The sequence below is a fragment of the Oceanicella actignis genome, from assembly GCF_008124525.1.
Lineage (GTDB): Bacteria > Pseudomonadota > Alphaproteobacteria > Rhodobacterales > Rhodobacteraceae > Oceanicella > Oceanicella actignis.
The window spans coordinates 101,633-121,874 of the sequence record NZ_VNHJ01000005.1; the positions used below are offsets into that span (position 1 = coordinate 101,633).

The following is a 20,242-nucleotide window of genomic DNA, read 5'->3' on the forward strand; positions in this document are numbered from 1 at the left end:
TGCGCCCGCGCGCTCAGTCCGGCGCGGCAAGGCGCGGGCGCCCCGAGGCCTCGACCTCGATGACCGCCTCGACGATCACCTCGCGCCCCTCGATGACGGCGCGGCGCACGCGGCGCGCGGCGCGCAGCTCGACGGCGCCGGCGCCGGCCGCCTGGGCGTCCGCGCGCGCGGCGGCGCGCAGTTCGCGCTCGGCATGGACGCAGGCGGCCTCGAAATCGGCGAAATCGCGCGGCTCGGAGGGCAGATGCGCGCGAAAGCGGCCTTCCTCGGGGCAGGTGACGACGGCGCGCCGCGTGACCGCGACCCGCCCCGCCACGGCGCCCACGGCGTTGGCCACGTCGGCATGCTCGGGGATCAGGGCGCGCGCGCCCAGCATCTGCGCCACTTGCGGGTAATGCGCGCGCGCCGCCGCCCCCAGCCCGATCAGCGGCAGCCGAAGCGTCAGCGACGGGCGGACAAGGGCGCCGCGGCCCTCGAGCGCGGCGGCCGCCAGCGCCGAGCGCGCCGCCTCGGGCGGCAGCCCGTCCTCGGCCAGGGCGGTCTCCAGCACCGCTTCGGCCGACAGGCGGCGCAGCCGCGCCAGCGTGCGGCGGGCGGCCTCTTCGGGACCGTCGGCCCAGGGGCGCCCGTCGCCGCCCCGCCGCCGCGCCATGATCTGCGCGCCGATGCGCGCGGCCTCGGCGTCCCAGTCGGTCTGCAGCCCAAGGACATGCGCCGCGTCGGAAGGGGTGAAGGCGCACAGCCGCGCCAGCCCGCGCGCGATCAGCCGCTCGGCCGCCGCCGCCATGGGCCGCGTTGCGGTCAGCTCGGCCATTGGGGCGGGGGCCTGGGCGATGCGCGCGGCGATCCGGGCCTCGCGCGGGTCGAGCCCGGCGGGCGCGGGCGCCAGCGCGGCCAGAAAGCGGCCGTCCTCGGGGTGAGGCCGCGGCGCGGCCAGCTGCGCGCGCAGCGCCGCGAGCAGTCCGGGATGCAGCCGCGCCGTCAGCGCCAGCGGCTGCGCGCGCCGCGGGCCCAGAACCAGCGTCGGCGCAAGGCCGCCATCGTCGAGCCGCGCCTCGCTGTCGCCGCCAAGCCCATGCGCCGCGATGGCCACGGCCTCGACCATCGTCGCATGCCCGCCCACCCGCGCGCCCTCGGGCGCAAGGCGCGGGCGCCCGTCGCGCAGCACGGCGATGTCGGTGGTCGTGCCGCCGATATCCGCCGCCACCGCGTCGCGCGCGCCGGTCAGGAAGGCCGCCCCGACCAGCGAGGCCGCCGGCCCCGACAGGATCGTCTCGATCGGGCGCGCGCGCGCGAAATCGGCCGAGACCAGCGCCCCGTCGCCGCGCACCGTCATCAGCGGCGCATCGACGCCCAGCGCGCGAAGCTCGGCCTCGACCGCCGCGACGAGCCGGTCGATCAGCCCCACCAGCCGCGCGTTCAGCAAGGTGGTCAGCGCCCGCCGCGGACCGCCCACGCGCGCGCTCAGCTCGTGCGAGCACGTCGCCGCCAGCCCGGCGCGCGCGCGGATCAGCTCGCGCGCGGCCAGCTCATGCGCCGGGTTGCGCACCGAGAACTGGGCCGCGACCGCGGCGGCGCGAATCGGCCGGCCGCGCGCGCGCGCCGCGTCCAGCGCGCGCTCGAGCGCGTCGGCGAAGGCAAGGGCGTCGAAGGGCGCCGCCTCGACGCCGTGAGCGTCGTGTCCGCCGGCGGCGAAGATGACCGGGTCCGGGCCCAGCGCGGCGTCCAGCCCGTCGCGGCGCGCCGCCTCGGGCGGAAAGCCGATGAGCGCCAGCAGGGCCGGCTCGCCCTGGCCCTCGACCAGCGCGTTGGTGGCCAGCGTGGTGGACAGCGCCGCCAGGGCGATCCGATCGGGCGCGATTCCCGCGGCGTCGAGCGCGCGGCGCGCGGCCTCGGCCACCCCGCGCGACAGGTCCGGGCGGGTCGTCAGCGCCTTGGCCTTGCCCAGCACCGCGCGCGCGGGCGGCAAGCCGTCGTCCAGCACCGCCGCGTCGGTGTAGGTTCCGCCCGTGTCCACGCCCAGCAGCAGCGCCATGGCGCTCTCCCTTCCCGGCGCCCCGCGCGCCGCCCGGGCAAACGCCTAGCGCGCCGCGGCCCGCCGCGCCAGCCCCCGCGCGGGGCGGGCGGCGGGTCTGGCCGATTGCATTCGCGGCGCAAATGGTCATATTCCGCACGCGGCCGGGCGCCGGCGGCGCGACTTCGGCGAGACAACGGACGAGGCGGCGAAGCCGATGCGGAACTATCTTGAATTCGAGAAGGGCCTGGCCGACATCGAGGGCAAGGCGGCCGAGCTGCGCGCGCTGGCGCGGTCGGACCCGCAGATGGATGTCGAGGCCGAGGCCGAGGCGCTGGACGCGCGCGCGCGCAAGCTGCTCGAGGAGCTCTACTCCGACCTCTCGGCCTGGCGCAAATGCCAGGTGGCCCGCCACCCCGAGCGGCCGCACGCGCTGGACGTGATCCAGACCCTGTTCACCGAGTTCACCCCCCTGGCGGGCGACCGCAACTTCGCCGAGGATCTGGCCATCGTCGGCGGGCTGGCGCGCTTTCGCGACCAGCCGGTGGTGGTGCTGGGGCACGAGAAGGGCGCCGACACCAAGTCGCGCCTCGAGCGCAATTTCGGCATGGCGCGCCCCGAGGGCTACCGCAAGGCGGTGCGGCTGATGGACCTGGCCGACCGCTTCGGCCTGCCCGTGATCACGCTGGTGGACACCGCCGGCGCCTATCCGGGCAAGGGCGCCGAAGAGCGCGGCCAGGCCGAGGCCATCGCCCGCTCGACCGAAAAGTGCCTGTCGATCGGCGTGCCGCTGGTGTCGGTCATCATCGGCGAGGGCGGCTCGGGCGGCGCGGTGGCGCTGGCGGCGGGCGATCGGGTGGCGATGCTGGAACATTCCGTCTATTCGGTGATCTCGCCCGAGGGCTGCGCCTCGATCCTGTGGAAGGACGCCGAGAAGATGCGCGAGGCCGCCGAGGCGCTGCGCCTGACGGCGCAGGATCTCAAGAAGCTGGGCGTGATCGATCGCATCATCCCCGAGCCCCTGGGCGGCGCGCATCGCGACCGCGAGGCGGCCATCGCCGCCATCGGCGAGGCCATCGGCCAGATGCTGGACGAGCTGTCCGGCCAGCCGGCCGACGCGCTGCGCCAGGCGCGCCGGCGCAAGTATCTGGAGATGGGGCGCAAGGGCCTGCACTGACCCGCGCCGCCGGCGCGATCAGCCTGCCCGCGCGGCGCCGGCGCGCCCGGCTTGCTCCTGCGCCGCTTGGCGCACTCGGCCTGTCCTGCGCGGCTTGGTGCGCTCAGCCAGACCCGCGCGGCTTGGCGCGGCGCGTCGGCGGCGCGCTCAGCGGATCCTCGGGCCAGGGGTGGCGCGGGTATCGGCCGCGCATGTCCTTGCGCACATCGGCGTAGGAGCTGCGCCAGAAGCCCGGCAGGTCGCCGGTGGTCTGCACCGGGCGGCCGGCGGGCGACAGAAGGTCCACCGTCAGCCGCACCCGCCCGCCGCCGACCGAGGGGTGCGCGTCCAGCCCGAACAGCTCTTGCAGACGCACGGCGATGGCCGGGGGCTCGCGGTCGTAGTCGATGGGCGCGCGCGTGCCGGCGGGGGTGACGAAATGGGCCGGGGCCAGGCGCTCGAGCGCCTCGCGCGCGTTCCAGTCCAGCGCCTGCTCCAGCACGCGGGCAAGGTCCAGCCGCTGCAGGTCCTCGGCCCGGCGCAGCCCTTGCAGATGGGGCGTCAGCCAGTCGTCGAGCGTGGCCAGGAGCCCCTCGTCCGACCAGTCGGGCAGCGCCGCGCCCGCCGCCGCCGCGTAGCGCACGCGCGCGCGCAGACGCCGGGCCGCCGCGCTCCATGGCAGGGCCTGGAGGCCAAGCTGGCGCACGCCCTCGGCCATGGCGGCGGCCAGCGCCTCGGGCGGCGCGTCGCTCCAGCGGCGGTCGTCCAGCGCGACGGCGCCCAGCATGCGCCGGATGCGCGCGCGCACGGCGCGCTCGCGGGGGGACCAGGCGCAGATGCGGCGCTCTTCGATCCGGTCGGCGAACAGCTCTTCGATGTCGGCGCGGGTCAGGGGGGCGGCGCGGCGAATGCGCGCCTCGCGCGGGTCGCCGTCGGCGTCGGCCACGGCCAGAAAGGGCGCCGCGGCCAGCGAATCATCCGCGGGCAGGGCGGCGCCCTTGCCCGAAACCATCAGATGCCGCACCGGCGCGCCGGGCGCCGCGCCGCCGGGCGGCGGCGGGCGGCGCATGGCGACGCGATCGGGATAGGCGCGCGCGGCCAGACGCCCCACCGCGTGGGGCTCGGGAGCGGGGCGCCGGCCCGCGGAAGGCCGCGCGCCCGCCCGCAGTCCGGCAGCCCGCATCAGGCGCCGCGCCGCCTGCCGCGGCGCGTTCAGCCGCGCCGGGTCCGCGCCATGGTCGCGCGCGCCGCGCAGCGCCTCGATGCGCAGCGTCAGATCGCAAGGCGCGCCCGGGGGCAGGGGGTCGCGCTCTTCGAGCAGGGCGGCGAGCTCGGCCGCGGCCTCGGCGTCCTCTCCGGCCTCGGCGGCGCGCAGGATCATGTGCCCCAGCCGCGGATGCGCCGGCAGCCGCGCCAGGCGGCGCCCGTGTTCGGTCGGTCTGCCCTCGGCGTCCAGCGCCTCGAGCGCGCGCAGCAGCGCCCGCGCCTCGGCCATGGCCGGGGCCGGCGGCTGGTCGATGAAGCGCAGCTGCTCGGGCTCGGCCCCCCACAGCGCCAGCTCGAGCGCCAGCGCCGTCAGGTCCGCCTCGAGGATCTCGGCCGGCGGCTGTGCGGGCAGCGCGCCCTCTTCGCCGCGGGTCCACATGCGATAGCACACCCCCGGCTCCAGCCGCCCGGCGCGGCCGCGCCGCTGCTCGGCCTCGGCGCGCGAGACGGGCTCGGTCACGAGGCGCGACATGCCCGAGGCCGGATCGAAGCGCGCGCGCCGGGCGCGGCCCGCGTCGACGACGATGCGCACGCCCTCGATCGTCAGCGAGGTTTCGGCCACCGACGTCGCCAGAACCACCTTGCGCCGCCCCTCGGGCGCGGGTTCGAGCGCGGCGCGCTGGCGCGCGAAGGGCATCGCGCCGTGCAGCGGCCTGACCAGCGCGTCGGCGGGCAGGCGCGGCGCAAGCAGGCGCTCGACGCGGGCGATCTCGGCCGCCCCGGGCAGAAAGACCAGGGCGCTGCCGCGCTCTTCGGACAGGGCGCGCAGGATCAGCTCGCCGGCGGCCTCCTCGAAGCGGGGGCCGCGGCGGTCGGGGCGCCGCCAGGGACGCTCGAGCCAGCGGGTCTCGACCGGAAACATGCGCCCCTCGGCGCGGATGCGCGCGGCCCCGCCCATGGCCTGCGCCAGGCGCGCGCCCTCGAGCGTGGCCGACATGGCGATGATGCGCAGATCCTCGCGCAGCGCCTCCTGCGCCTCGAGCGCCAGGGCAAGGCCCAGATCGGCGTTGAGCGAGCGTTCATGAATCTCGTCGAAGATGATCGCGGAAACGCCGCTCATCTCCGGGTCGTCCTGCAGCATCCGCGTCAGGATCCCCTCGGTCACGACCTCGATGCGGCAGTCGGGGCCGATGCGCGTCTCGCCGCGAATGCGCCAACCCACGCGCGCGCCGGGCGCCTCGCCCAACAGGGCGGCGATGCGCTCGGCCGCGGCGCGGGCCGCGACGCGCCGGGGCTGCAGCATGACGATGCGCCCCAGGGCCCAGGGCTGGCCAAGCAGGGCGGGGGGAACCAGCGTCGTCTTGCCCGCGCCGGGCGGGGCCTCGAAAACGGCGCGGCTGCCCTCGCGCAAGGCGTCCAGCAGCGCGGGCAGCGCGGCGCGCGCGGGCAGGTCGGGCAGGCGGGCGATGTCGGGCGCAAGCGGCGTCATGGCGCAACGCCTAGCGCGGCCGCGCGCGGGCGCCAAGGCGCGTCAGTCGCGGCGCAGCGCCACCAGAAGGCCCCAGCCCGTATCGACCGTCACGCGGCGCAGCCTGGCCGCGCCGGTCGGCTGGTCCTCGAAGTCCAGGCTGAAGGCGATGTCGGGAGATTTCATGTCCTTGGGCCGATAGCCGGCGACGCGCTTGAAGCGGCCGTGGCAGCGCAGCTCGCCCGAATCGCGCCGCGTCGGCGGCCCCAGCGTGATCTGCGCGCGCCGGCGGCCGTCGAAAATGTCCAGCGAGCGCGGGCAGATGTTGGCGATGGGGGCCGGGCGCAACACCGTGGCCGCCGCCGAGAGCGGATCCAGCACGCCGATCTGCACCGCCGGGTCGATCTCGTAGGGCTTCGGCTTGAAGGGCGGATCGGCCTTGACCTCGCGCGGGGCGAGGGGGCCGAACGCGATCTCGACCTGCTGGCGCTTGCCGCCGAAATCGCCGACGGCGCGAAAGGCCTCGGGTTTCGGCGCGGGCGCCAGCGCGCCTTGCGCCTGCGCGTCATAGGCGGCGTCGTAGAATGCGCCGACGATCCCGGCCGTGACGGCGCGCGAGACGATGCTGTAGCGCCGTCCGTCTTCGCTCAGCGTGACGCTGACCTCGCCGGCGCGAATGCCGCCGAAATGCACGTCGAAGCGCGCCGCCACGCTTGCCTCGGGCGCCGCTGCGGCGGGCGCGGCGTGCGGTGCAGGGGCCGCGATCGCCAGCGCGGCCGCCGCAAGGGCCGCCGCATGGCGCCGCACGGGGTTTGATGGACGCCGCGTCATGCGCTTCTCCTCGGCTGCGGGGTTCTGCGGCGTTTACTTATGCGCTACAGAGCCGGTGTCCAGACCGCCGTCGCAGAGGAAGCCGATGACCGAGCCCCGCCCGACCGCAGATTCCGAAGCCCTTGCCGACGAGCTGGCGTCCAGACTGGAGGCCGGCGACCGGCGCGCCCTGGCGCGGGCGATCACGCTGGTGGAGTCGACCCGCGCCGACCACCGGCGCGCGGCGCTGGCGCTGGTCTCGCGCCTCTATCCCAAGGCGGGAAGCGCCATGCGGATAGGGCTGTCGGGCACGCCCGGGGTCGGCAAGTCGACCTTCATCGAAAGCTTCGGCATGATGCTGGTCGAGAGGGGGCTGAAAGTGGCGGTCCTCGCGGTCGATCCGTCCTCGGCCCGCACCGGGGGGTCGATTCTGGGCGACAAGACGCGGATGGAAAGGCTTTCGCGCCGGCCCGAGGCGTTCATCCGGCCTTCGCCCAGCCGGGCCGAGCTGGGCGGGGTGGCGCGCCGAACGCGCGAGACGATCCTGCTTTGCGAGGCGGCGGGCTTCGACGTGGTGCTGGTCGAGACCGTCGGCGTGGGGCAGTCCGAGACGATGGTCGCCGACATGACCGACATCTTCGCGCTGCTTCTGGCGCCTGGCGGCGGCGATGAGCTTCAGGGGGTCAAGCGCGGCATCATGGAGATCTGCGATCTGATCCTTGTGAACAAGGCCGACGGAGACCTTCGAGCCGCGGCCGAGCGCACCCGCGCCGACTATGCCGGCGCGCTTCGCCTGATGCGCCGCCGTCCGCAGGACCCCGAGGGGTTTCCCAAGGCCATGGCGGTTTCCGCGCTCAGGGCCGACGGTCTGGCCGAGGTCTGGGCCGAGATGACGGCCCTGTTCGAGTGGCGGCGCAGCGCGGGCGTTCTCGAGGCGCGCAGGCGCGAGCAGGCCGTGGGCTGGATGTGGCAGGAGATCCGCGCCGGGCTGTTCGAGCGCTTCGCGTCGTCGCCGCGGGTTTCGGCGCGGATGCCCGGGCTCGAGCGGGAGGTCGCCGAGGGCCGGCTTCCGCCCGAGGTCGCGGCGACGGCGGCGCTGGACCTGTTCGGCGCGGCGACGCCGGGCGGCTAGGCCGCCCGGGTTCTGCGCGCATCGCTCCCTTTTTGGGCGTGGGCGGCAAGCATCCGCGGCTTGTAGCCGATGCGCAGCCCGCCCCAATGGCGGCCATGGACGTAGATCGGCGCGCTCACATCCTTCATCGCGACGTAGTTTCCGCCACCCATGTCGCGGCGGTAGGCCTGAAGAAGGTGGGGCGCCGTCGAGCGTCCCGCGGCCAGGCCGACGCGATCGTTGAAGAAGCGACGGTTGCGCGCATTGGCCGCGTTCCAGACCGGATCGTCTCCGGGGGTCTTGGAGAACTTCCGGTTGTGGGTCGGAAGATAGCCGTCGCGGTTCACGGCCGCGCAGAACACCACGCCATCTTCGATCTCGAGCGCGCTCTCCAGGATGGGCGGCAGGACCTCGTCCGTGAAGCGGGTGAAGGGTGCCATGTACTGCGCGGGCTCGACGCCGGGGATGCGCTCGTAGCTGTCCGAGAAAAGCTCCTCCATGGTGATCTTGCCGGCGCGCACGCCCTCTTCGAACGCCTTCGAGACCAGCGCCGCGCGCTGTTCGACCTCGCGCGCCATCTCTTCGTCGTCGAGGCGGAACCGCGCGAGCTGATCCTGCAGCGCGGCGGTGACGGCGTCGAGATCGCGCGCGGCTTCCTCCGAGCGCCGCGACAGCGTTGCGCCTTCGCGCGCCGTCTTGCGCAGGGTCGAAAACTCGGTCTGCACCGCCTCGATCGCCTGCCGTTGCCTGTCGCAGGCCGAAAGGATGCCCTGAGTGGCGTTTTCCGAGGCGCGGGCGCCTTCCATGACGCGATCGAGAACGGCGGAGCATTCGTTGACCTGGCGGGCGCAGTCGTCGACCGCTTCGTTCGACCGGCCGACGATGGCCTTGATGTCCGCAGCCGCCTTGGCGGAGCGGCTTGCCAGGGCCTGCACCTCGGCGCTGACGACGGCGAAGCCGCGGCCCGCGTCGCCGGCGCGCGCCGCTTCGACGGCGGCGTTGATGGCGAGCAGGTTCGTCTGCTGGGCGATCGCGTTGATGTCGTCGAGGAACCGCGCGATCTCGCGCGAGTTGCCCACGAGGCGGGTGATCGCAGCCTCGGCTTCGGCGGCGACGTCCTTGCCCGACGCGGCGATTTCCGAGACCTTGCGCGTTTCCTCGACCACGGCGGCGACCGCCGCGTTCACGCCGTCGACCTCGCGCGAGACGCTGTTGACCGCGCCGTCGGCTCCTTCGAGTGCGCGGGTTTGCGAATCGACGTTGGCAAGGATGTCCGCCGCGGTTTCGCGGATGGCGGCGCTTTGGACCTGCATGGCGTCGACCGAGCGCAGCGCGCCCTGCACGATGTCGCGAAGCCCTTCCCGGATGGCGTTGACGCCTTCCTTGAGGCGCTTGAGGTCGCCGGAATACTCGCCATTGGCGGGGGTTGAGAGATCGCCGATCGCCATCAGCTCGCACAAGGCGAGGATTTCGTCGATGGCGACCTGGGCGGAGGCGAGCCCGGCGTTCACGGTCTTCGCGACCGAATCGCCTGGGTGTTCGGGCATGCGGGCCGAAAACTCGCCGGCGCCGAAACGATCGAAGCAAAGCTTGAACGCCTCGCGCCGGGCCGCGGCGTCGCGCTCGCGCTGGTCGATGATCGCCTGTCGCTCGGCCTCGGCCGCGGCCTCGGCCTCGGTCGGCGGCGCCGCTTCGGACTCGGCCTCGGCCGGCGGGCGCCGGAGTCCTTTCCACAGGGATGCTCCCGCCCCGAGGGCCGAGAGCGCAGCGGCGCCGACCGCCGCGGGAAGGCCGCCCCCGAGCGCGGCGGCGGCGCCAAGCGCGCCGACGGTCGCGAACAGGGCTGCGGCGTGGCCGGGACCCGGCCCTGATGTCATGCCAAGCTGCTTCATGCGCGCAGGTTGCGCGCAAACGGTTGATACGTCGTAAATGCGTTCGAGGCCGGGTCCGGTTGACCTTCCGGCGCGAAGGGCTTATAGACGCGGCTCCGAATTCGCCGCGTTCGCCTGGGCGGCGCGCACCGTCACGTTCTGGAATCGAGGTCGAAGCTATGTCTCGTCGTTGCGAGCTGACCGGCAAGGGTGTTCTGACCGGCAACCGCGTCAGCCACTCGAACATCAAGACCCGCCGCCGCTATCTGCCCAACCTCAACGAGGTGACGCTGATGAGCGAGGCGCTCGGGCGCGCCTTCAAGTTCCGCATCGCCGCCTCGGCGCTGCGCACGGTCGATCACCGCGGGGGGCTCGACGCCTTCCTCATCAAGGCGCGCGACGAGGAGCTGTCGCCGCGGGCGCTCAAGGTCAAGCGCGAGATCGAAAAGGCTCAGGCTTCGGCCTGATGCGCCGATTCGCATCGCGAACGGGGCCGTCGCGGGGACGCGGCGGCCCCGTTGCGCTGCGCGGATGCGCCTCATTCCCCGCCCGCGGGCGGCGCGGCAGGGTGCCGGCATGAGATCGCTCCTGGCCATGACGCTGCTTCGGGCCTTGCTGCTGGCAAGCCTGTCGCTGCACGCCGCGCTGGCGGCGGCTGCGCAGCCGCCTGCGGCGGTCCTGCGCGGTCAGATCTGCGGCGCCTCGGGCGCGAGCGCGCCGCTGATCCCGGGCCAGGCCCCCGAGCAGGGCTGCGCGCACTGCCTGTCCTGCTGCCTTATTCCCGCCCTTCCGGCCGCATCCGCGCCGCCGCCGCGACCGACGCTGACCCTTCTGCATGCGGCGCCGCCCGCCGAAGGGCCGCGGCGGCCCCGATCCGCCGCGCGCAGCCCGTGCGCGCGCGATCCGCCGGCCTCGATCTGACGCGCGACGGCGCGAAGGACGAAGGTGAAACGGATCGAAGGATGAAAAGCATGTTCGGAAGACTTCTTGCCGCCGCGGCGCTTGTCGCCGGGGTCGGCGCCGCGCAGGCCGGCGACATCGCGGTGCGCGACGCCTATGCGCGCAGCTCGAACCAGAAGAACGGCGCGGCGTTCATGGTGATAGAGAACCATGGCGCGGCCGACGATCGGCTTGTGGCGGCGCGCTCGCCCGCCGCGCGCAAGGTCGAGCTGCACACCCATGTCATCGCGGACGGGGTGGCGCGGATGCGCCCGGTCGAGGGCGGCATTCCCGTTCCCGCAGGCGGCCGCGTGGCGCTTGAGCGCGGCGGGCTGCATGTGATGTTCATGGGGCTGACGACGCCGTTCGAGGACGGGCGCGAAATTCCGCTGACCCTGGTCTTCGAGCGCGCGGGCGAGATGGCCCTGCAGGTTCCCGTGGACAATGCGCGCCGGGCCGCCGGTCATGGCGGCGCGCAGATGGGCCATGGCCACATGCATGGCAAGACGGACGGGCACGGCGCCGCCGCGCAATGACCGGCCGGGGCGCGCCGAAGCCGGCGCGCCCCCCTTTCAGCCCTCGCCCAGCGTTTCGGCCACCCATTGTGGCACGATGCGGGACGCCGGCCCGTGAACGGCCTTGTCGAACAGGCGCGCGCCGGCGGATGGCTCGAGATTGAGCTCGAGCGTCCGCGCCCCCGCGGCGCGGGCATGGGCGACGAAGCCCGCGGCGGGGTGGACCTCGCCCGAGGTGCCGATGGACACGAACAGATCGCAGCGCTCCAACGCGGCGAAGATGCGCTCCAGGTGGTAGGGGACCTCGCCGAACCAGACCACGTCGGGGCGCAGCGCCTGGACGCCGCAGGCCGGGCAGCCGCGCGCGGTCGAAAGCGGCGCGTCGTCGTCGAAGGCGTGGCGGCAGAAATTGCACAGCGTGCGGTCGAGGCGCCCGTGCATGTGCAGCACCTCGTCGGGCGGCGAGCCGGCGCGCTCGTGCAGATCGTCGACATTCTGCGTGACGATCAGCGCCGCGCCCGGCCGCGCCCGCTGCAGCCGCGCCAGCGCGCGGTGCGCGGGGTTGGGCTGCGCGGCGCGGCAATTCTCGCGGCGGGCGTTGTAGAAGGCCAGAACGCGCTCGGGGTCGCGGGCGAAGCCCTCGGGGGTGGCCACGTCCTCGAGCCGGACCTGCGTCCACAGCCCGCCGGCGTCGCGGAACGTGCCAAGCCCCGATTCCGCCGAGATTCCGGCTCCGGTCAGGATGACGATCGAAGGTTCGTCCTGCGTCATGCGTCGGCTCCGTGAAGCGCTGAGCGGCGTCAGAATGCCTTGGCGCGGGGCCGGGGGCCAGAGGGGTTCGGCCGCGGTTCATCCGGCTTGAGGCAAAATTAAACCGTTTTCGCCCTTTCGCCCATTTTCAAGGAGGTTTCGCGATGTTCGTCCGTCTTGCCGCCGCGGCGCTGCTGGCGTGGACCCAGGGGGCCGCCGCGGCGACCTTCGTCTATGGCTTCGACCACGTCTTCGACGCCTTCTCGAACCCGCAGGCGGGCATGGACCCCGGCAGCCCCGGCGGAACCTTGCGCGGGACGCTGGCCCTGGACGATTCGGGCGACGACGCGACGATGGTCGCCGATTACGCGCTGACCTCGTTCCTGCCGGGGCCCGCAGGCGCGGTCTGGCGCGAGGCCGACTACATGCGCGGACAGACCCGGACGGTTTCGCACCCCGTGTTGGGAGAGGTGACGCTGCGCGACTCTCATTTGGTGCTGCCCCATCCGTCCGATCCGGCGCTGCGCATCGTGGTTCTGACGGACGACAGGCTGGACCTCGATCCCTCCGACGGGCGCAGAGATCTCGACAATGCGCTGTTCCTGATCTTCGCGCCCGCGCAGATCGGCGCGCCCGAGCTTCTGTTCGAGGCGAGCGAGAGCTATCTTTACGAGGAATGCGATGATCTGCGCCTTCCGCCCGAATGCGTCCTGCGCAGCGGCGTCAACGGGCCGAGCGCGATGCGCGCGGCGCTGGTTTCCGCTCCGCTCGGCGCCGTGCCGCTGCCGGGGGCGGCGGGGCTGCTGGCGGCGGCGCTGGCGGGCTTGGCGCTGCGCGGGCGCGGCGGGCGGCGATCGGCGCCGGCGACGCAGCGGCTGCCCCGGACCGGCGCGTGAGCGGCGCGCAAGGGCGGCGGCGGGCGGGCGCTTGACGCCCCCTCGGGGCGGTTGCATAAGCGCGCCATGACCGAGCTCTCGAAGATCCGCAACTTCTCGATCGTGGCGCATATCGACCACGGCAAATCCACGCTGGCCGACCGTCTGATCCAGCTGACGGGCGCCTTGTCCGAGCGCGAGATGAAGGAGCAGGTGCTCGACTCGATGGAGCTCGAGCGCGAGCGCGGAATCACCATCAAGGCCAACACGGTGCGCCTGAACTACACGGCGCAGGATGGCGAGACCTATGTGCTCAACCTGATCGACACGCCCGGCCATGTGGACTTCGCCTACGAGGTCTCGCGCTCGATGCGGGCGGTCGAGGGCTCGCTGCTGGTGGTCGACGCCAGCCAGGGCGTCGAGGCGCAGACCCTGGCCAACGTCTACCAGGCCATCGACGCGGGGCACGAGATCGTGCCCGTCCTCAACAAGATCGACCTGCCCGCCGCCGAGCCCGAGCGCGTGAAGGAGCAGATCGAGGACGTGATCGGCATCGACGCCTCGGACGCGGTCGAGATCTCGGCCAAGACGGGGCTTGGCGTGGACAAGGTGCTCGAGGCCATCGTGACGCGCCTGCCCGCGCCCAAGGGCGATCGCGACGCGCCGCTCAAGGCCATGCTGGTGGACAGCTGGTATGACGCCTATCTGGGCGTGGTCGTGCTGGTGCGCATCGTCGACGGCGTGCTGAAGAAGGGCGACCGCATCCGCATGATGTCCACCAAGGCCAGCTACGCGGTGGACCGAATCGGCGTGTTCTCCCCCTCGATGCAGCCGGTCGAAGAGCTGGGGCCGGGCGAGATCGGCTTTCTGACCGCCTCGATCAAGCAGGTGCGCGACACGCGCGTGGGCGACACCATCACCCATGAAAAGCGCCCCTGCGCCGAGCCGCTGCCAGGCTTCAAGCCCGCCCAGCCGGTGGTGTTCTGCGGCCTGTTCCCCGTCGACAGCAACGATTTCGAGGATCTGCGCAGCGCGATCGAGAAGCTGGCGCTCAACGACGCCTCCTTCACCTACGAGATGGAAACCTCGGCCGCGCTGGGCTTCGGCTTTCGCTGCGGCTTTCTCGGGCTTTTGCATCTCGAGGTCGTGCGCGAGCGGCTCGAGCGCGAGTTCGACATCGACCTGATCACCACCGCGCCCTCGGTCATCTACCACGTCTACAAGACCGACGGCACGATGATCGAGCTGCACAACCCCGCCGACATGCCCGACCCGGTCAAGGTCGCCCGCATCGAGGAGCCGCGCATCAAGGCCACCATCCTCGTGCCGGACGAATATCTGGGCGACGTGCTCAAGCTGTGCCAGGATCGGCGCGGCATCCAGCTGGATCTGACCTATGCGGGCAGCCGCGCCATGGTGGTCTATGACCTGCCGCTGAACGAGGTGGTGTTCGACTTCTACGACCGCCTCAAATCGGTCACCAAGGGCTACGCCAGCTTCGACTACCAGCTGATCGGCTATCGCGAGGACAATCTGGTCAAGATGCAGATCCTCGTGAACGACGAGCCCGTCGACGCGCTGTCCACCATGGTGCATCGCGCCCGCGCCGAGGCGCGCGGCCGCGCCATGTGCGAGAAGCTCAAGGAGCTGATCCCCCAGCACATGTTCAAGATCCCGATCCAGGCGGCGATCGGCGGGCGCATCATCGCGCGCGAGACCATCTCGGCCCTGCGCAAGGACGTGACCGCCAAGTGCTATGGCGGCGACGTGACGCGCAAGCGCAAGCTTCTGGAAAAGCAGAAGGCGGGCAAGAAGCGCATGCGCCAGTTCGGCAAGGTGGACATTCCCCAGGAGGCCTTCATCAACGCGCTGAAGATGGACGACTGACGCGCCGATTTTCGCATTTGCGAAATAAACGCTTGCGCGCATCGCCGATTCGGGGCACAAGGGTGGTGCGATCTATCTCGACCTGACTACGGTGACTGTCCTTCGACTGGTGCTGGCGTCTTGAGACTGACCAGCCACAGCTGCGGCATTCTGCGCGCGGCGACAAAACGAAGGATACGCGGCATGGCCACCGGCACCGTGAAATGGTTCAACTCCACCAAAGGCTTCGGCTTCATTCAGCCCGACGAGGGCGGCAACGACGTGTTCCTGCATGTCTCGGCGCTCGAGCGCGCGGGCCTGTCGGCCCCGGCCGACGGCCAGAAGATCGAATATGATCTCGAGCGCGGCCGCGACGGGCGCAGCTCGGCCGGCAACGTCGCTTTCGCCTGAACAAGGCGGCCGCGCCGCCTTCGGCGCGCGGCGCAGAGGCGAACAAGACGAAGGGCCCCGCCGGAGACGGCGGGGCCCTTTGCATGTCAGGCGAAGGCGGCCAAGGGGCGCTCGCGCACCGGAAGATGCACCAGCGCCGAAAAGGCGCCCACTCCGACCCCGATCCACCACACCAGATCGTAGGAGCCGTAGCGGTCATAGAGCGCGCCGCCCAGCCACACGCCCAGAAAGCTGCCCAGCTGGTGGCTGAAGAACACGATCCCGTAAAGCGTGCCCATGTAGCGCAGCCCGTAGATATGCCCCACCAGCCCGGCGGTCAGCGGCACCGTCGCCAGCCACAGCGCGCCCATGGCGACCGAGAAGGCGATGACGCTGAGCGGCGTCATCGGCGCCATGATGAAGGCGGCGGCGACCACGGTGCGCGCAAGATAGATCCCGGAAAGCAGGTATTTGCGCGAGAAGCGCGCGCCCAGCTGCCCCGCCAGCAGCGTGCCGGCGATGTTGGTCGCCCCGATCAGCGCCAGCGCCCACGCCCCCAGCGCCGAGGCGTCGCCGATGCCCACGCTCGCCAGAAAGCCCGACGGGTCGATCGGCCCGCAGCTTTCGGCGACGAAGGCGGGGAAATGCGCCGTCACGAAGGCCAGCTGATAGCCGCACGAGAAGAAGCCGAGGAAGATCAGCGTGTAGGAGGGGTCGCGCAGCGCCTGGCCCAGGACGACGGCGAACCGCTCCTCGAGCGCGGGCGCGCGCGGCGCGCCGGCCGGGATCAGCGGCAGGAACAGCACCGTCGCCAACACCGCGGCGGCGAAGATCAGGAACGCTCCGTCCCAGCCCGCGACGCCCAGCAGCGCCTCGGCCAGCGGCGGCCCCACCACCTGGCCCGCCGATCCCGCCGCCGTGGCGATTCCCAGCGCCAGCGAGCGCCGCCGCTCGTGCGTCGCGCGCCCGACCATCGACAGGATCACGCCGAAGCCCAGCCCCGCCACGCCGAAGCCGATCACGACGTTGAGCAGCTGATGCCCCTCGGGCGTGGTCGCCTGCGCCGCAAGCGCCAGCCCGACCGCATAGCACAGCGCCCCCAGCGCCAGCGCCCGCCGGTCGCCCCAGCGCTCGGCGATCATCGAGAACAGCGGCTGCCCCACGCCCCAAGCCAGGTTCTGAATCGCGATGGCCAACGAGAACTCGGCCCGCGCCCAGCCGAACTCCTGCGCCACCGGCAGCTGGAAAACGCCGAACGAGGCGCGCACCCCGAAGCCGACGAGCATGATCAGGCATCCGGCGATCAGAACGGGCGTGATCACGCCTTGCGGGTCAGGGTTTTTTGATAAGTCTCGCATAACATCCTCCGCCCGCATCAAAGGCGCCCGCGCGCGCCGCTGTCAAACCAAAGATGGCTGACTTGCGCGCCCGGGCGCCGTATCAGTGCCGCGCGACGCCCTTCGGACGAGGACTGCATGACCGACGCCAACGCGCCCATGCCCCGCTACCGCGCCCTTGTGCGCGAAGGCCGCCTGCGCGACGATCCGGCCCAGAAGCTGGCGGTCGAGAAGCTGCAGCTGCTGCACGAACGCCTGCGCGGCTACGAGCCCGCGCGCCCGCGCCGCGTGGCTCGGGGCTGGTTCGGCTGGGGGCGCGAGCCGCGGCATGAGCGCGCCGCGCTCAACGGGCTTTACCTTTACGGCGGCGTGGGGCGGGGCAAGTCCATGCTCATGGACCTGTTCTTCGAGACGGCGCCCGTCTCGCCCAAGCGGCGGGTGCATTTCCACGCCTTCATGCAAGAGGTGCACGCCGGCATCAACGCCGCCCGCGCCGAGGGCCTGCGCGACCCGATCGCGCATGTGGCCCAGAAGATCGCGGCGCAGGCGACGCTGCTGTGCTTCGACGAGCTTCAGATCACCGACATCGCCGACGCCATGATCGTCGGCCGCCTGTTCGAGGCGCTTTTCGCGCGCGGGGTGGTGGTGGTGGCGACGTCGAACCGCCACCCCGACGAGCTTTACAAGGACGGGCTCAACCGTCAGCTCTTCCTGCCCTTCATCGCCCTGATCAAGGAGCGGCTGGACCTGCATCACCTCGAAAGCCCGATCGACCACCGGCGCGGCAGGCTGCGCGGGCAGACGCTGTATCACGCGCCGCTTGGCCCGGCCGCCCGCGCGGCCATGGATGCGCAATGGCGCGAGATGGCCGGCGAGGGGCCCGCCCCGCCGCTGACGCTGACCGTCGCCGGGCGCGAAGTGACGCTGCCGCAGCACCGCGACCGCATCGCGCGCGCCTCCTTCGCCGATCTGTGCGCCCGCCCGCTTGGCCCGGCCGACTATCTGGCGGTGGCGCGGGCGCTCGACATGCTGTTTCTGGACGACGTGCCGCGCTTGGGTCCGGCCGACGCCAACGCCGCGCGCCGCTTCGTGACGTTGATCGACGCGCTTTACGAGGGGCGGGTGCGTCTTGCCATGTCGGCCGAGGCCCCGCCCGAAGAGCTTTACGTCGAGGGCGCCGGCGCCTTCGAGTTCGAGCGCACGGTCTCGCGCCTGCACGAGATGCAGAGCGACGACTGGCCGCCCGAGACATGAGTGCGCGCGGCGCGCCATGGCTGGCGGCGCTGGCGCTGGCCTTGCTGGCCGTCTGGGGCTGGCGCCAGCAAGCACGGCTCGAGCCGCCCGAGCTGCTGCCCCTGGCGCAGCCCGAGGGGTTCTTCGCGCCGCGCGGACTGGGCGGCGCCTCGCTGAGCGTCGCGATGCCGCGCCTTGACCGCGCGCCGCCCCCGCCATCGGGCGAGGCGCTGTGCGCGGCGCTGCGCACGGGGCCGCGCGCGGCCGGCCCGGCGGGCAAGGACGCGGTTCACGTCGCCTATTTCACCGATTATCGCTGCCCCTGGTGCCGCGCCCTGGGCGCGGCGCTGGAAAAGCGGGCGGCGCGCGGCGACATCGTGCTGACCTATCAGGAATACCCCGTGCTGGGCGAGGCTTCGCGCATGGCGGCGCGGGCGGCGCTGGCGGCGTGGGGGCTTGGCGCCTACGCCCCCATGCGCGCAAGGCTGCATTCCAGCGCCTTCGCGCCGAACCGGGCCTATCTGCGCGCCGTCGCCCCGCAGATGGGCCTCGATGCCGCGCGCTTGCTGGCCGAGCTGGACTCGCCGAAGGTGGACGCCGCCTTGCGGCGCGCGGCGGCGGCGGCGCGGGCTTTCGGCTTTCGGGGAACGCCGGGGCTGGTCATCGGCGCCGTCGTGGTGCAGGGCGGACCGTCCGAGGCGGCGCTGGACGCGCTGATCGAGGCGGCGCGGCGCCTGCCCGATCCCTGCGCGGGATAGTTCCGAGGCGGCGTCACTCGGGGTGCGGCTGGGCGCGCGCGGCGGCCATGTTGACGCCGTTGGCTTCGCTTGGGTTGTCCGAGAAGAACATGGCGCCGAACAGGACGGCGGCGGCGAGCAGATAGATGATCGTCGAAACACGCTTGGCGAAAGACATGGAACCCCGACTCGGTGCAATTCATTCCTGAGGCTTGTATGGCAGTGGACATACACCCAAGGGATGAGCCGCGCAACATCCATGATCGGCTTGGCGGCGCGACATACTGTTTCTTGAACCGGGGGCCTGAGGAACGGCGGACATGAAAACGGCGCCCCCTTGCGAGGGCGCCGCGCCGTCATCCCGATGGGGCGCGCGGGTCAGACCACGCGCTCGACCATCATCTTCTTGATCTCGGCGATCGCCTTGGCCGGGTTCAGCCCCTTGGGGCAGGTCCGCGTGCAGTTCATGATGGTGTGGCAGCGATACAGGCGGAAGGGGTCCTCGAGGAAATCCAGCCGCTCCTGCTTGGCCTCGTCGCGGCTGTCGACCAGCCAGCGATAGGCGTGCAGCAGCGCCGCCGGGCCCATGTAGCGGTCGCCGTTCCACCAGTAGCTGGGGCACGAGGTCGAGCACGAGGCGCACATGACGCACTCGTAAAGCCCGTCCAGCTTCTTGCGGTCCTCGATCGACTGGCGCCACTCCTTCTCGGGCGGCGTGGTGTAGGTCTCGAGCCAGGGCATGATCGCCGCGTGCTGCGCGTAGAAATGCGTCAGGTCCGGCACCAGGTCCTTGACGACGGGCATGTGGGGCAGGGGATAGATCTTCACCTCGCCCTCGATCTCGTCCAGCCCGTAGATGCAGGCCAGCGTGTTGATGCCGTCGATGTTCATGGCGCACGAGCCGCAAATGCCCTCGCGGCACGAGCGGCGGAAGGTCAGGGTCGGGTCGATCTCGTTCTTGATCTTGATCAGCGCGTCCAGAACCATGGGCCCGCAGCTGTCCATGTCCACCCAGTAGGTGTCCAGGCGCGGGTTCTGGCCGCTGTCGGGATCGTAGCGGTAGATCTTGAACGCGCGGAGGTTCTTCGCGCCCTCGGGCTTGGGCCAGGTCTTGCCCACCATGACGCGAGAGTTCTTGGGCAGCGCGAATTCAACCATGTTTCGCTCCTTTCGGGTCCGGCGCCTGGCCGGGGGAAACGTCGTCGGGGCCGGGCCGGCGGGCCAGGAAAACGCTCTCGCCCCTGTGCAGGGCGTGATCGCCGACCGCCGGTTCGGTCGCGGTGAAGGTCGAGACCTCGAAGCCCGCGGCGCGCAGCCGCGCCGCGAAGTCGCGCCCGTAAAGGCGCAGATGCGTGGGATCGCCCGCGCGCAGGGCGCGCTCCTCGGCCGAGGCGTCGGGGGGCAGCTCCAGCGTGCGCTCCCATCCGGCGACCAGCGGCACGGTCAGCGCCGCAAGGCCGCCGGGCGCCAGGATGCGGAACAGCTCGGCCATCGCCTTGCGGTCGTCGACATGCTCGAGCACATGGTTGGCGATGACCAGGTCCCAGCTTTGGTCGGGCTGGTCGATCGCCTCGATGTCGAGCGTCAGCTCGTAGAGGCCGTTGATGTCGGCGCCGACATGCAGCGCGGCGCGCGCGCGCAAGGTCGGCGCAAGGCAGGGTTCGGCCGCGAAGTGCAGCACCCGGCCGCGCGCCTGCGGCGGGTCGGTCTCGAGCCACAGCCGCATGAGCCGGTGGCGCGGGCGGCTGTCGCAGGAGGGGCACCAGACCGAAGGCTTGTGCCGCACCGGCGAAAAGCGCCCCCGATAGCCGCAGATGGGGCAGGACAGGACCGGCCCGTCCTGCGCCAGCCGCGCGAAATGCTCGAGCGCGCGCCGCGCGCGCAGGTCCTGGACCTGCGCGATCTCGGCCTGGTCGCGCCGCAGGGGCGTGCCGGGCGCCTTGGCGGCGAGCGCGCTCATCGCC

Annotated in this window: 19 protein-coding genes; 10 read left to right on the plus strand and 9 right to left on the minus strand. The window is 72.4% G+C overall.

Annotated elements, in window-relative coordinates; genetic code table 11:
* Positions 1 to 13: 13 nt before the first annotated feature.
* The gene (locus LY05_RS08830; protein ID WP_148922883.1) at positions 14 to 2,035 is read right to left on the minus strand and encodes a hydantoinase/oxoprolinase N-terminal domain-containing protein; all 2,022 of its coding nucleotides are present in this window, start codon (positions 2,033 to 2,035) and stop codon (positions 14 to 16) included.
* Positions 2,036 to 2,231: 196 nt separating this feature from the next.
* Between LY05_RS08830 and LY05_RS08835 the strand changes: the two genes are divergently transcribed.
* Positions 2,232 to 3,191 (plus strand): acetyl-CoA carboxylase carboxyltransferase subunit alpha, encoded by a 960-nt coding sequence (locus LY05_RS08835; protein WP_072747324.1) that lies wholly within the window; start codon positions 2,232 to 2,234, stop codon positions 3,189 to 3,191.
* Between the two features lie 103 nt (positions 3,192 to 3,294).
* Here LY05_RS08835 and hrpB read toward each other — a convergent pair whose 3' ends face one another.
* Entirely contained in the window at positions 3,295 to 5,865 is a 2,571-nt protein-coding gene (gene hrpB / locus LY05_RS08840) for an ATP-dependent helicase HrpB (RefSeq protein ID WP_148922884.1), read from the minus strand.
* Positions 5,866 to 5,907: 42 nt separating this feature from the next.
* Complete coding sequence (locus tag LY05_RS08845; RefSeq protein ID WP_148922885.1) at positions 5,908 to 6,675, minus strand: DUF3108 domain-containing protein; 768 nt, start codon at positions 6,673 to 6,675, stop codon at positions 5,908 to 5,910.
* A gap of 85 nt (positions 6,676 to 6,760) precedes the next feature.
* Between LY05_RS08845 and meaB the strand changes: the two genes are divergently transcribed.
* A complete protein-coding gene (gene meaB / locus LY05_RS08850) occupies positions 6,761 to 7,786 on the plus strand; it encodes a methylmalonyl Co-A mutase-associated GTPase MeaB (protein ID WP_072747327.1) in 1,026 nt (341 codons plus the stop codon).
* Here the strand turns inward: meaB and LY05_RS08855 are convergent.
* Positions 7,783 to 9,642, minus strand: coding sequence for a methyl-accepting chemotaxis protein (locus LY05_RS08855; RefSeq protein WP_148922886.1), 1,860 nt, complete (start codon positions 9,640 to 9,642; stop codon positions 7,783 to 7,785). The two genes, meaB and LY05_RS08855, sit on opposite strands and share 4 nt — an antisense overlap.
* A gap of 173 nt (positions 9,643 to 9,815) precedes the next feature.
* On the opposite strand from LY05_RS08855, the gene rpmB reads away from it, so the two are divergent.
* The 3 genes from rpmB (at position 9,816) to LY05_RS08870 (ending at position 11,111) form a co-directional block, all read left to right on the plus strand.
* Positions 9,816 to 10,103, plus strand: a complete 288-nt coding sequence (gene rpmB, locus LY05_RS08860) for a 50S ribosomal protein L28 (protein WP_072747329.1) — start codon at positions 9,816 to 9,818, stop codon at positions 10,101 to 10,103.
* A 109-nt stretch (positions 10,104 to 10,212) separates the two neighbouring features.
* Entirely contained in the window at positions 10,213 to 10,557 is a 345-nt protein-coding gene (locus tag LY05_RS08865; RefSeq protein WP_148922887.1) for a hypothetical protein, read from the plus strand.
* Between the two features lie 50 nt (positions 10,558 to 10,607).
* The gene (locus LY05_RS08870; protein ID WP_249041914.1) at positions 10,608 to 11,111 is read left to right on the plus strand and encodes a copper chaperone PCu(A)C; all 504 of its coding nucleotides are present in this window, start codon (positions 10,608 to 10,610) and stop codon (positions 11,109 to 11,111) included.
* Positions 11,112 to 11,147: 36 nt separating this feature from the next.
* Here the strand turns inward: LY05_RS08870 and LY05_RS08875 are convergent, their stop codons facing one another.
* Positions 11,148 to 11,861, minus strand: coding sequence for an NAD-dependent deacylase (locus LY05_RS08875; RefSeq protein ID WP_148922889.1), 714 nt, complete (start codon positions 11,859 to 11,861; stop codon positions 11,148 to 11,150).
* A 143-nt stretch (positions 11,862 to 12,004) separates the two neighbouring features.
* On the opposite strand from LY05_RS08875, the gene LY05_RS08880 reads away from it, so the two are divergent.
* The 3 genes from LY05_RS08880 (at position 12,005) to LY05_RS08890 (ending at position 14,992) form a co-directional block, all read left to right on the plus strand.
* Positions 12,005 to 12,736: a hypothetical protein gene (locus LY05_RS08880; RefSeq protein ID WP_148922890.1), complete on the plus strand. Its 732-nt coding sequence runs from the start codon at positions 12,005 to 12,007 to the stop codon at positions 12,734 to 12,736.
* 66 nt (positions 12,737 to 12,802) lie between these two features.
* Positions 12,803 to 14,602: a translation elongation factor 4 gene (lepA, locus tag LY05_RS08885; RefSeq protein ID WP_148922891.1), complete on the plus strand. Its 1,800-nt coding sequence runs from the start codon at positions 12,803 to 12,805 to the stop codon at positions 14,600 to 14,602.
* A 183-nt stretch (positions 14,603 to 14,785) separates the two neighbouring features.
* On the plus strand, positions 14,786 to 14,992 hold the full coding sequence (locus LY05_RS08890) for a cold-shock protein (protein WP_148922892.1): 207 nt from the start codon (positions 14,786 to 14,788) through the stop codon (positions 14,990 to 14,992).
* Between the two features lie 86 nt (positions 14,993 to 15,078).
* Here LY05_RS08890 and LY05_RS08895 read toward each other — a convergent pair whose 3' ends face one another.
* A complete protein-coding gene (locus LY05_RS08895) occupies positions 15,079 to 16,329 on the minus strand; it encodes an MFS transporter (protein WP_148922893.1) in 1,251 nt (416 codons plus the stop codon).
* Positions 16,330 to 16,446: 117 nt separating this feature from the next.
* On the opposite strand from LY05_RS08895, the gene zapE reads away from it, so the two are divergent.
* Positions 16,447 to 17,562 (plus strand): cell division protein ZapE, encoded by a 1,116-nt coding sequence (gene zapE / locus LY05_RS08900; protein ID WP_249041915.1) that lies wholly within the window; start codon positions 16,447 to 16,449, stop codon positions 17,560 to 17,562.
* Positions 17,559 to 18,299 (plus strand): DsbA family protein, encoded by a 741-nt coding sequence (locus LY05_RS08905; RefSeq protein WP_148922894.1) that lies wholly within the window; start codon positions 17,559 to 17,561, stop codon positions 18,297 to 18,299. The genes zapE and LY05_RS08905 overlap by 4 nt, the downstream gene beginning before the upstream one ends.
* A 13-nt stretch (positions 18,300 to 18,312) precedes the next feature.
* Here the strand turns inward: LY05_RS08905 and LY05_RS15125 are convergent, their stop codons facing one another.
* The 3 genes from LY05_RS15125 to LY05_RS08915 form a co-directional block, all read right to left on the minus strand.
* Complete coding sequence (locus tag LY05_RS15125) at positions 18,313 to 18,456, minus strand: hypothetical protein (RefSeq protein ID WP_170258916.1); 144 nt, start codon at positions 18,454 to 18,456, stop codon at positions 18,313 to 18,315.
* 200 nt (positions 18,457 to 18,656) lie between these two features.
* Positions 18,657 to 19,436: a succinate dehydrogenase iron-sulfur subunit gene (locus tag LY05_RS08910; RefSeq protein ID WP_072747338.1), complete on the minus strand. Its 780-nt coding sequence runs from the start codon at positions 19,434 to 19,436 to the stop codon at positions 18,657 to 18,659.
* Positions 19,429 to 20,238, minus strand: coding sequence for a class I SAM-dependent methyltransferase (locus LY05_RS08915; RefSeq protein WP_170258918.1), 810 nt, complete (start codon positions 20,236 to 20,238; stop codon positions 19,429 to 19,431). The genes LY05_RS08910 and LY05_RS08915 overlap by 8 nt, the downstream gene beginning before the upstream one ends.
* Positions 20,239 to 20,242: the final 4 nt, after the last annotated feature.

Coding starts and splice junctions, on each gene's coding strand:
- LY05_RS08830 (WP_148922883.1), bottom strand. CDS start 2,035: ATGGCGCTGCTGCTGGGCGTGGACACGGGCGGAACCTACACCGACGCG.
- LY05_RS08835 (WP_072747324.1), top strand. CDS start 2,232: ATGCGGAACTATCTTGAATTCGAGAAGGGCCTGGCCGACATCGAGGGC.
- hrpB (WP_148922884.1), bottom strand. CDS start 5,865: ATGACGCCGCTTGCGCCCGACATCGCCCGCCTGCCCGACCTGCCCGCG.
- LY05_RS08845 (WP_148922885.1), bottom strand. CDS start 6,675: ATGACGCGGCGTCCATCAAACCCCGTGCGGCGCCATGCGGCGGCCCTT.
- meaB (WP_072747327.1), top strand. CDS start 6,761: ATGACCGAGCCCCGCCCGACCGCAGATTCCGAAGCCCTTGCCGACGAG.
- LY05_RS08855 (WP_148922886.1), bottom strand. CDS start 9,642: ATGACATCAGGGCCGGGTCCCGGCCACGCCGCAGCCCTGTTCGCGACC.
- rpmB (WP_072747329.1), top strand. CDS start 9,816: ATGTCTCGTCGTTGCGAGCTGACCGGCAAGGGTGTTCTGACCGGCAAC.
- LY05_RS08865 (WP_148922887.1), top strand. CDS start 10,213: ATGAGATCGCTCCTGGCCATGACGCTGCTTCGGGCCTTGCTGCTGGCA.
- LY05_RS08870 (WP_249041914.1), top strand. CDS start 10,608: ATGTTCGGAAGACTTCTTGCCGCCGCGGCGCTTGTCGCCGGGGTCGGC.
- LY05_RS08875 (WP_148922889.1), bottom strand. CDS start 11,861: ATGACGCAGGACGAACCTTCGATCGTCATCCTGACCGGAGCCGGAATC.
- LY05_RS08880 (WP_148922890.1), top strand. CDS start 12,005: ATGTTCGTCCGTCTTGCCGCCGCGGCGCTGCTGGCGTGGACCCAGGGG.
- lepA (WP_148922891.1), top strand. CDS start 12,803: ATGACCGAGCTCTCGAAGATCCGCAACTTCTCGATCGTGGCGCATATC.
- LY05_RS08890 (WP_148922892.1), top strand. CDS start 14,786: ATGGCCACCGGCACCGTGAAATGGTTCAACTCCACCAAAGGCTTCGGC.
- LY05_RS08895 (WP_148922893.1), bottom strand. CDS start 16,329: ATGCGAGACTTATCAAAAAACCCTGACCCGCAAGGCGTGATCACGCCC.
- zapE (WP_249041915.1), top strand. CDS start 16,447: ATGACCGACGCCAACGCGCCCATGCCCCGCTACCGCGCCCTTGTGCGC.
- LY05_RS08905 (WP_148922894.1), top strand. CDS start 17,559: ATGAGTGCGCGCGGCGCGCCATGGCTGGCGGCGCTGGCGCTGGCCTTG.
- LY05_RS15125 (WP_170258916.1), bottom strand. CDS start 18,456: ATGTCTTTCGCCAAGCGTGTTTCGACGATCATCTATCTGCTCGCCGCC.
- LY05_RS08910 (WP_072747338.1), bottom strand. CDS start 19,436: ATGGTTGAATTCGCGCTGCCCAAGAACTCTCGCGTCATGGTGGGCAAG.
- LY05_RS08915 (WP_170258918.1), bottom strand. CDS start 20,238: ATGAGCGCGCTCGCCGCCAAGGCGCCCGGCACGCCCCTGCGGCGCGAC.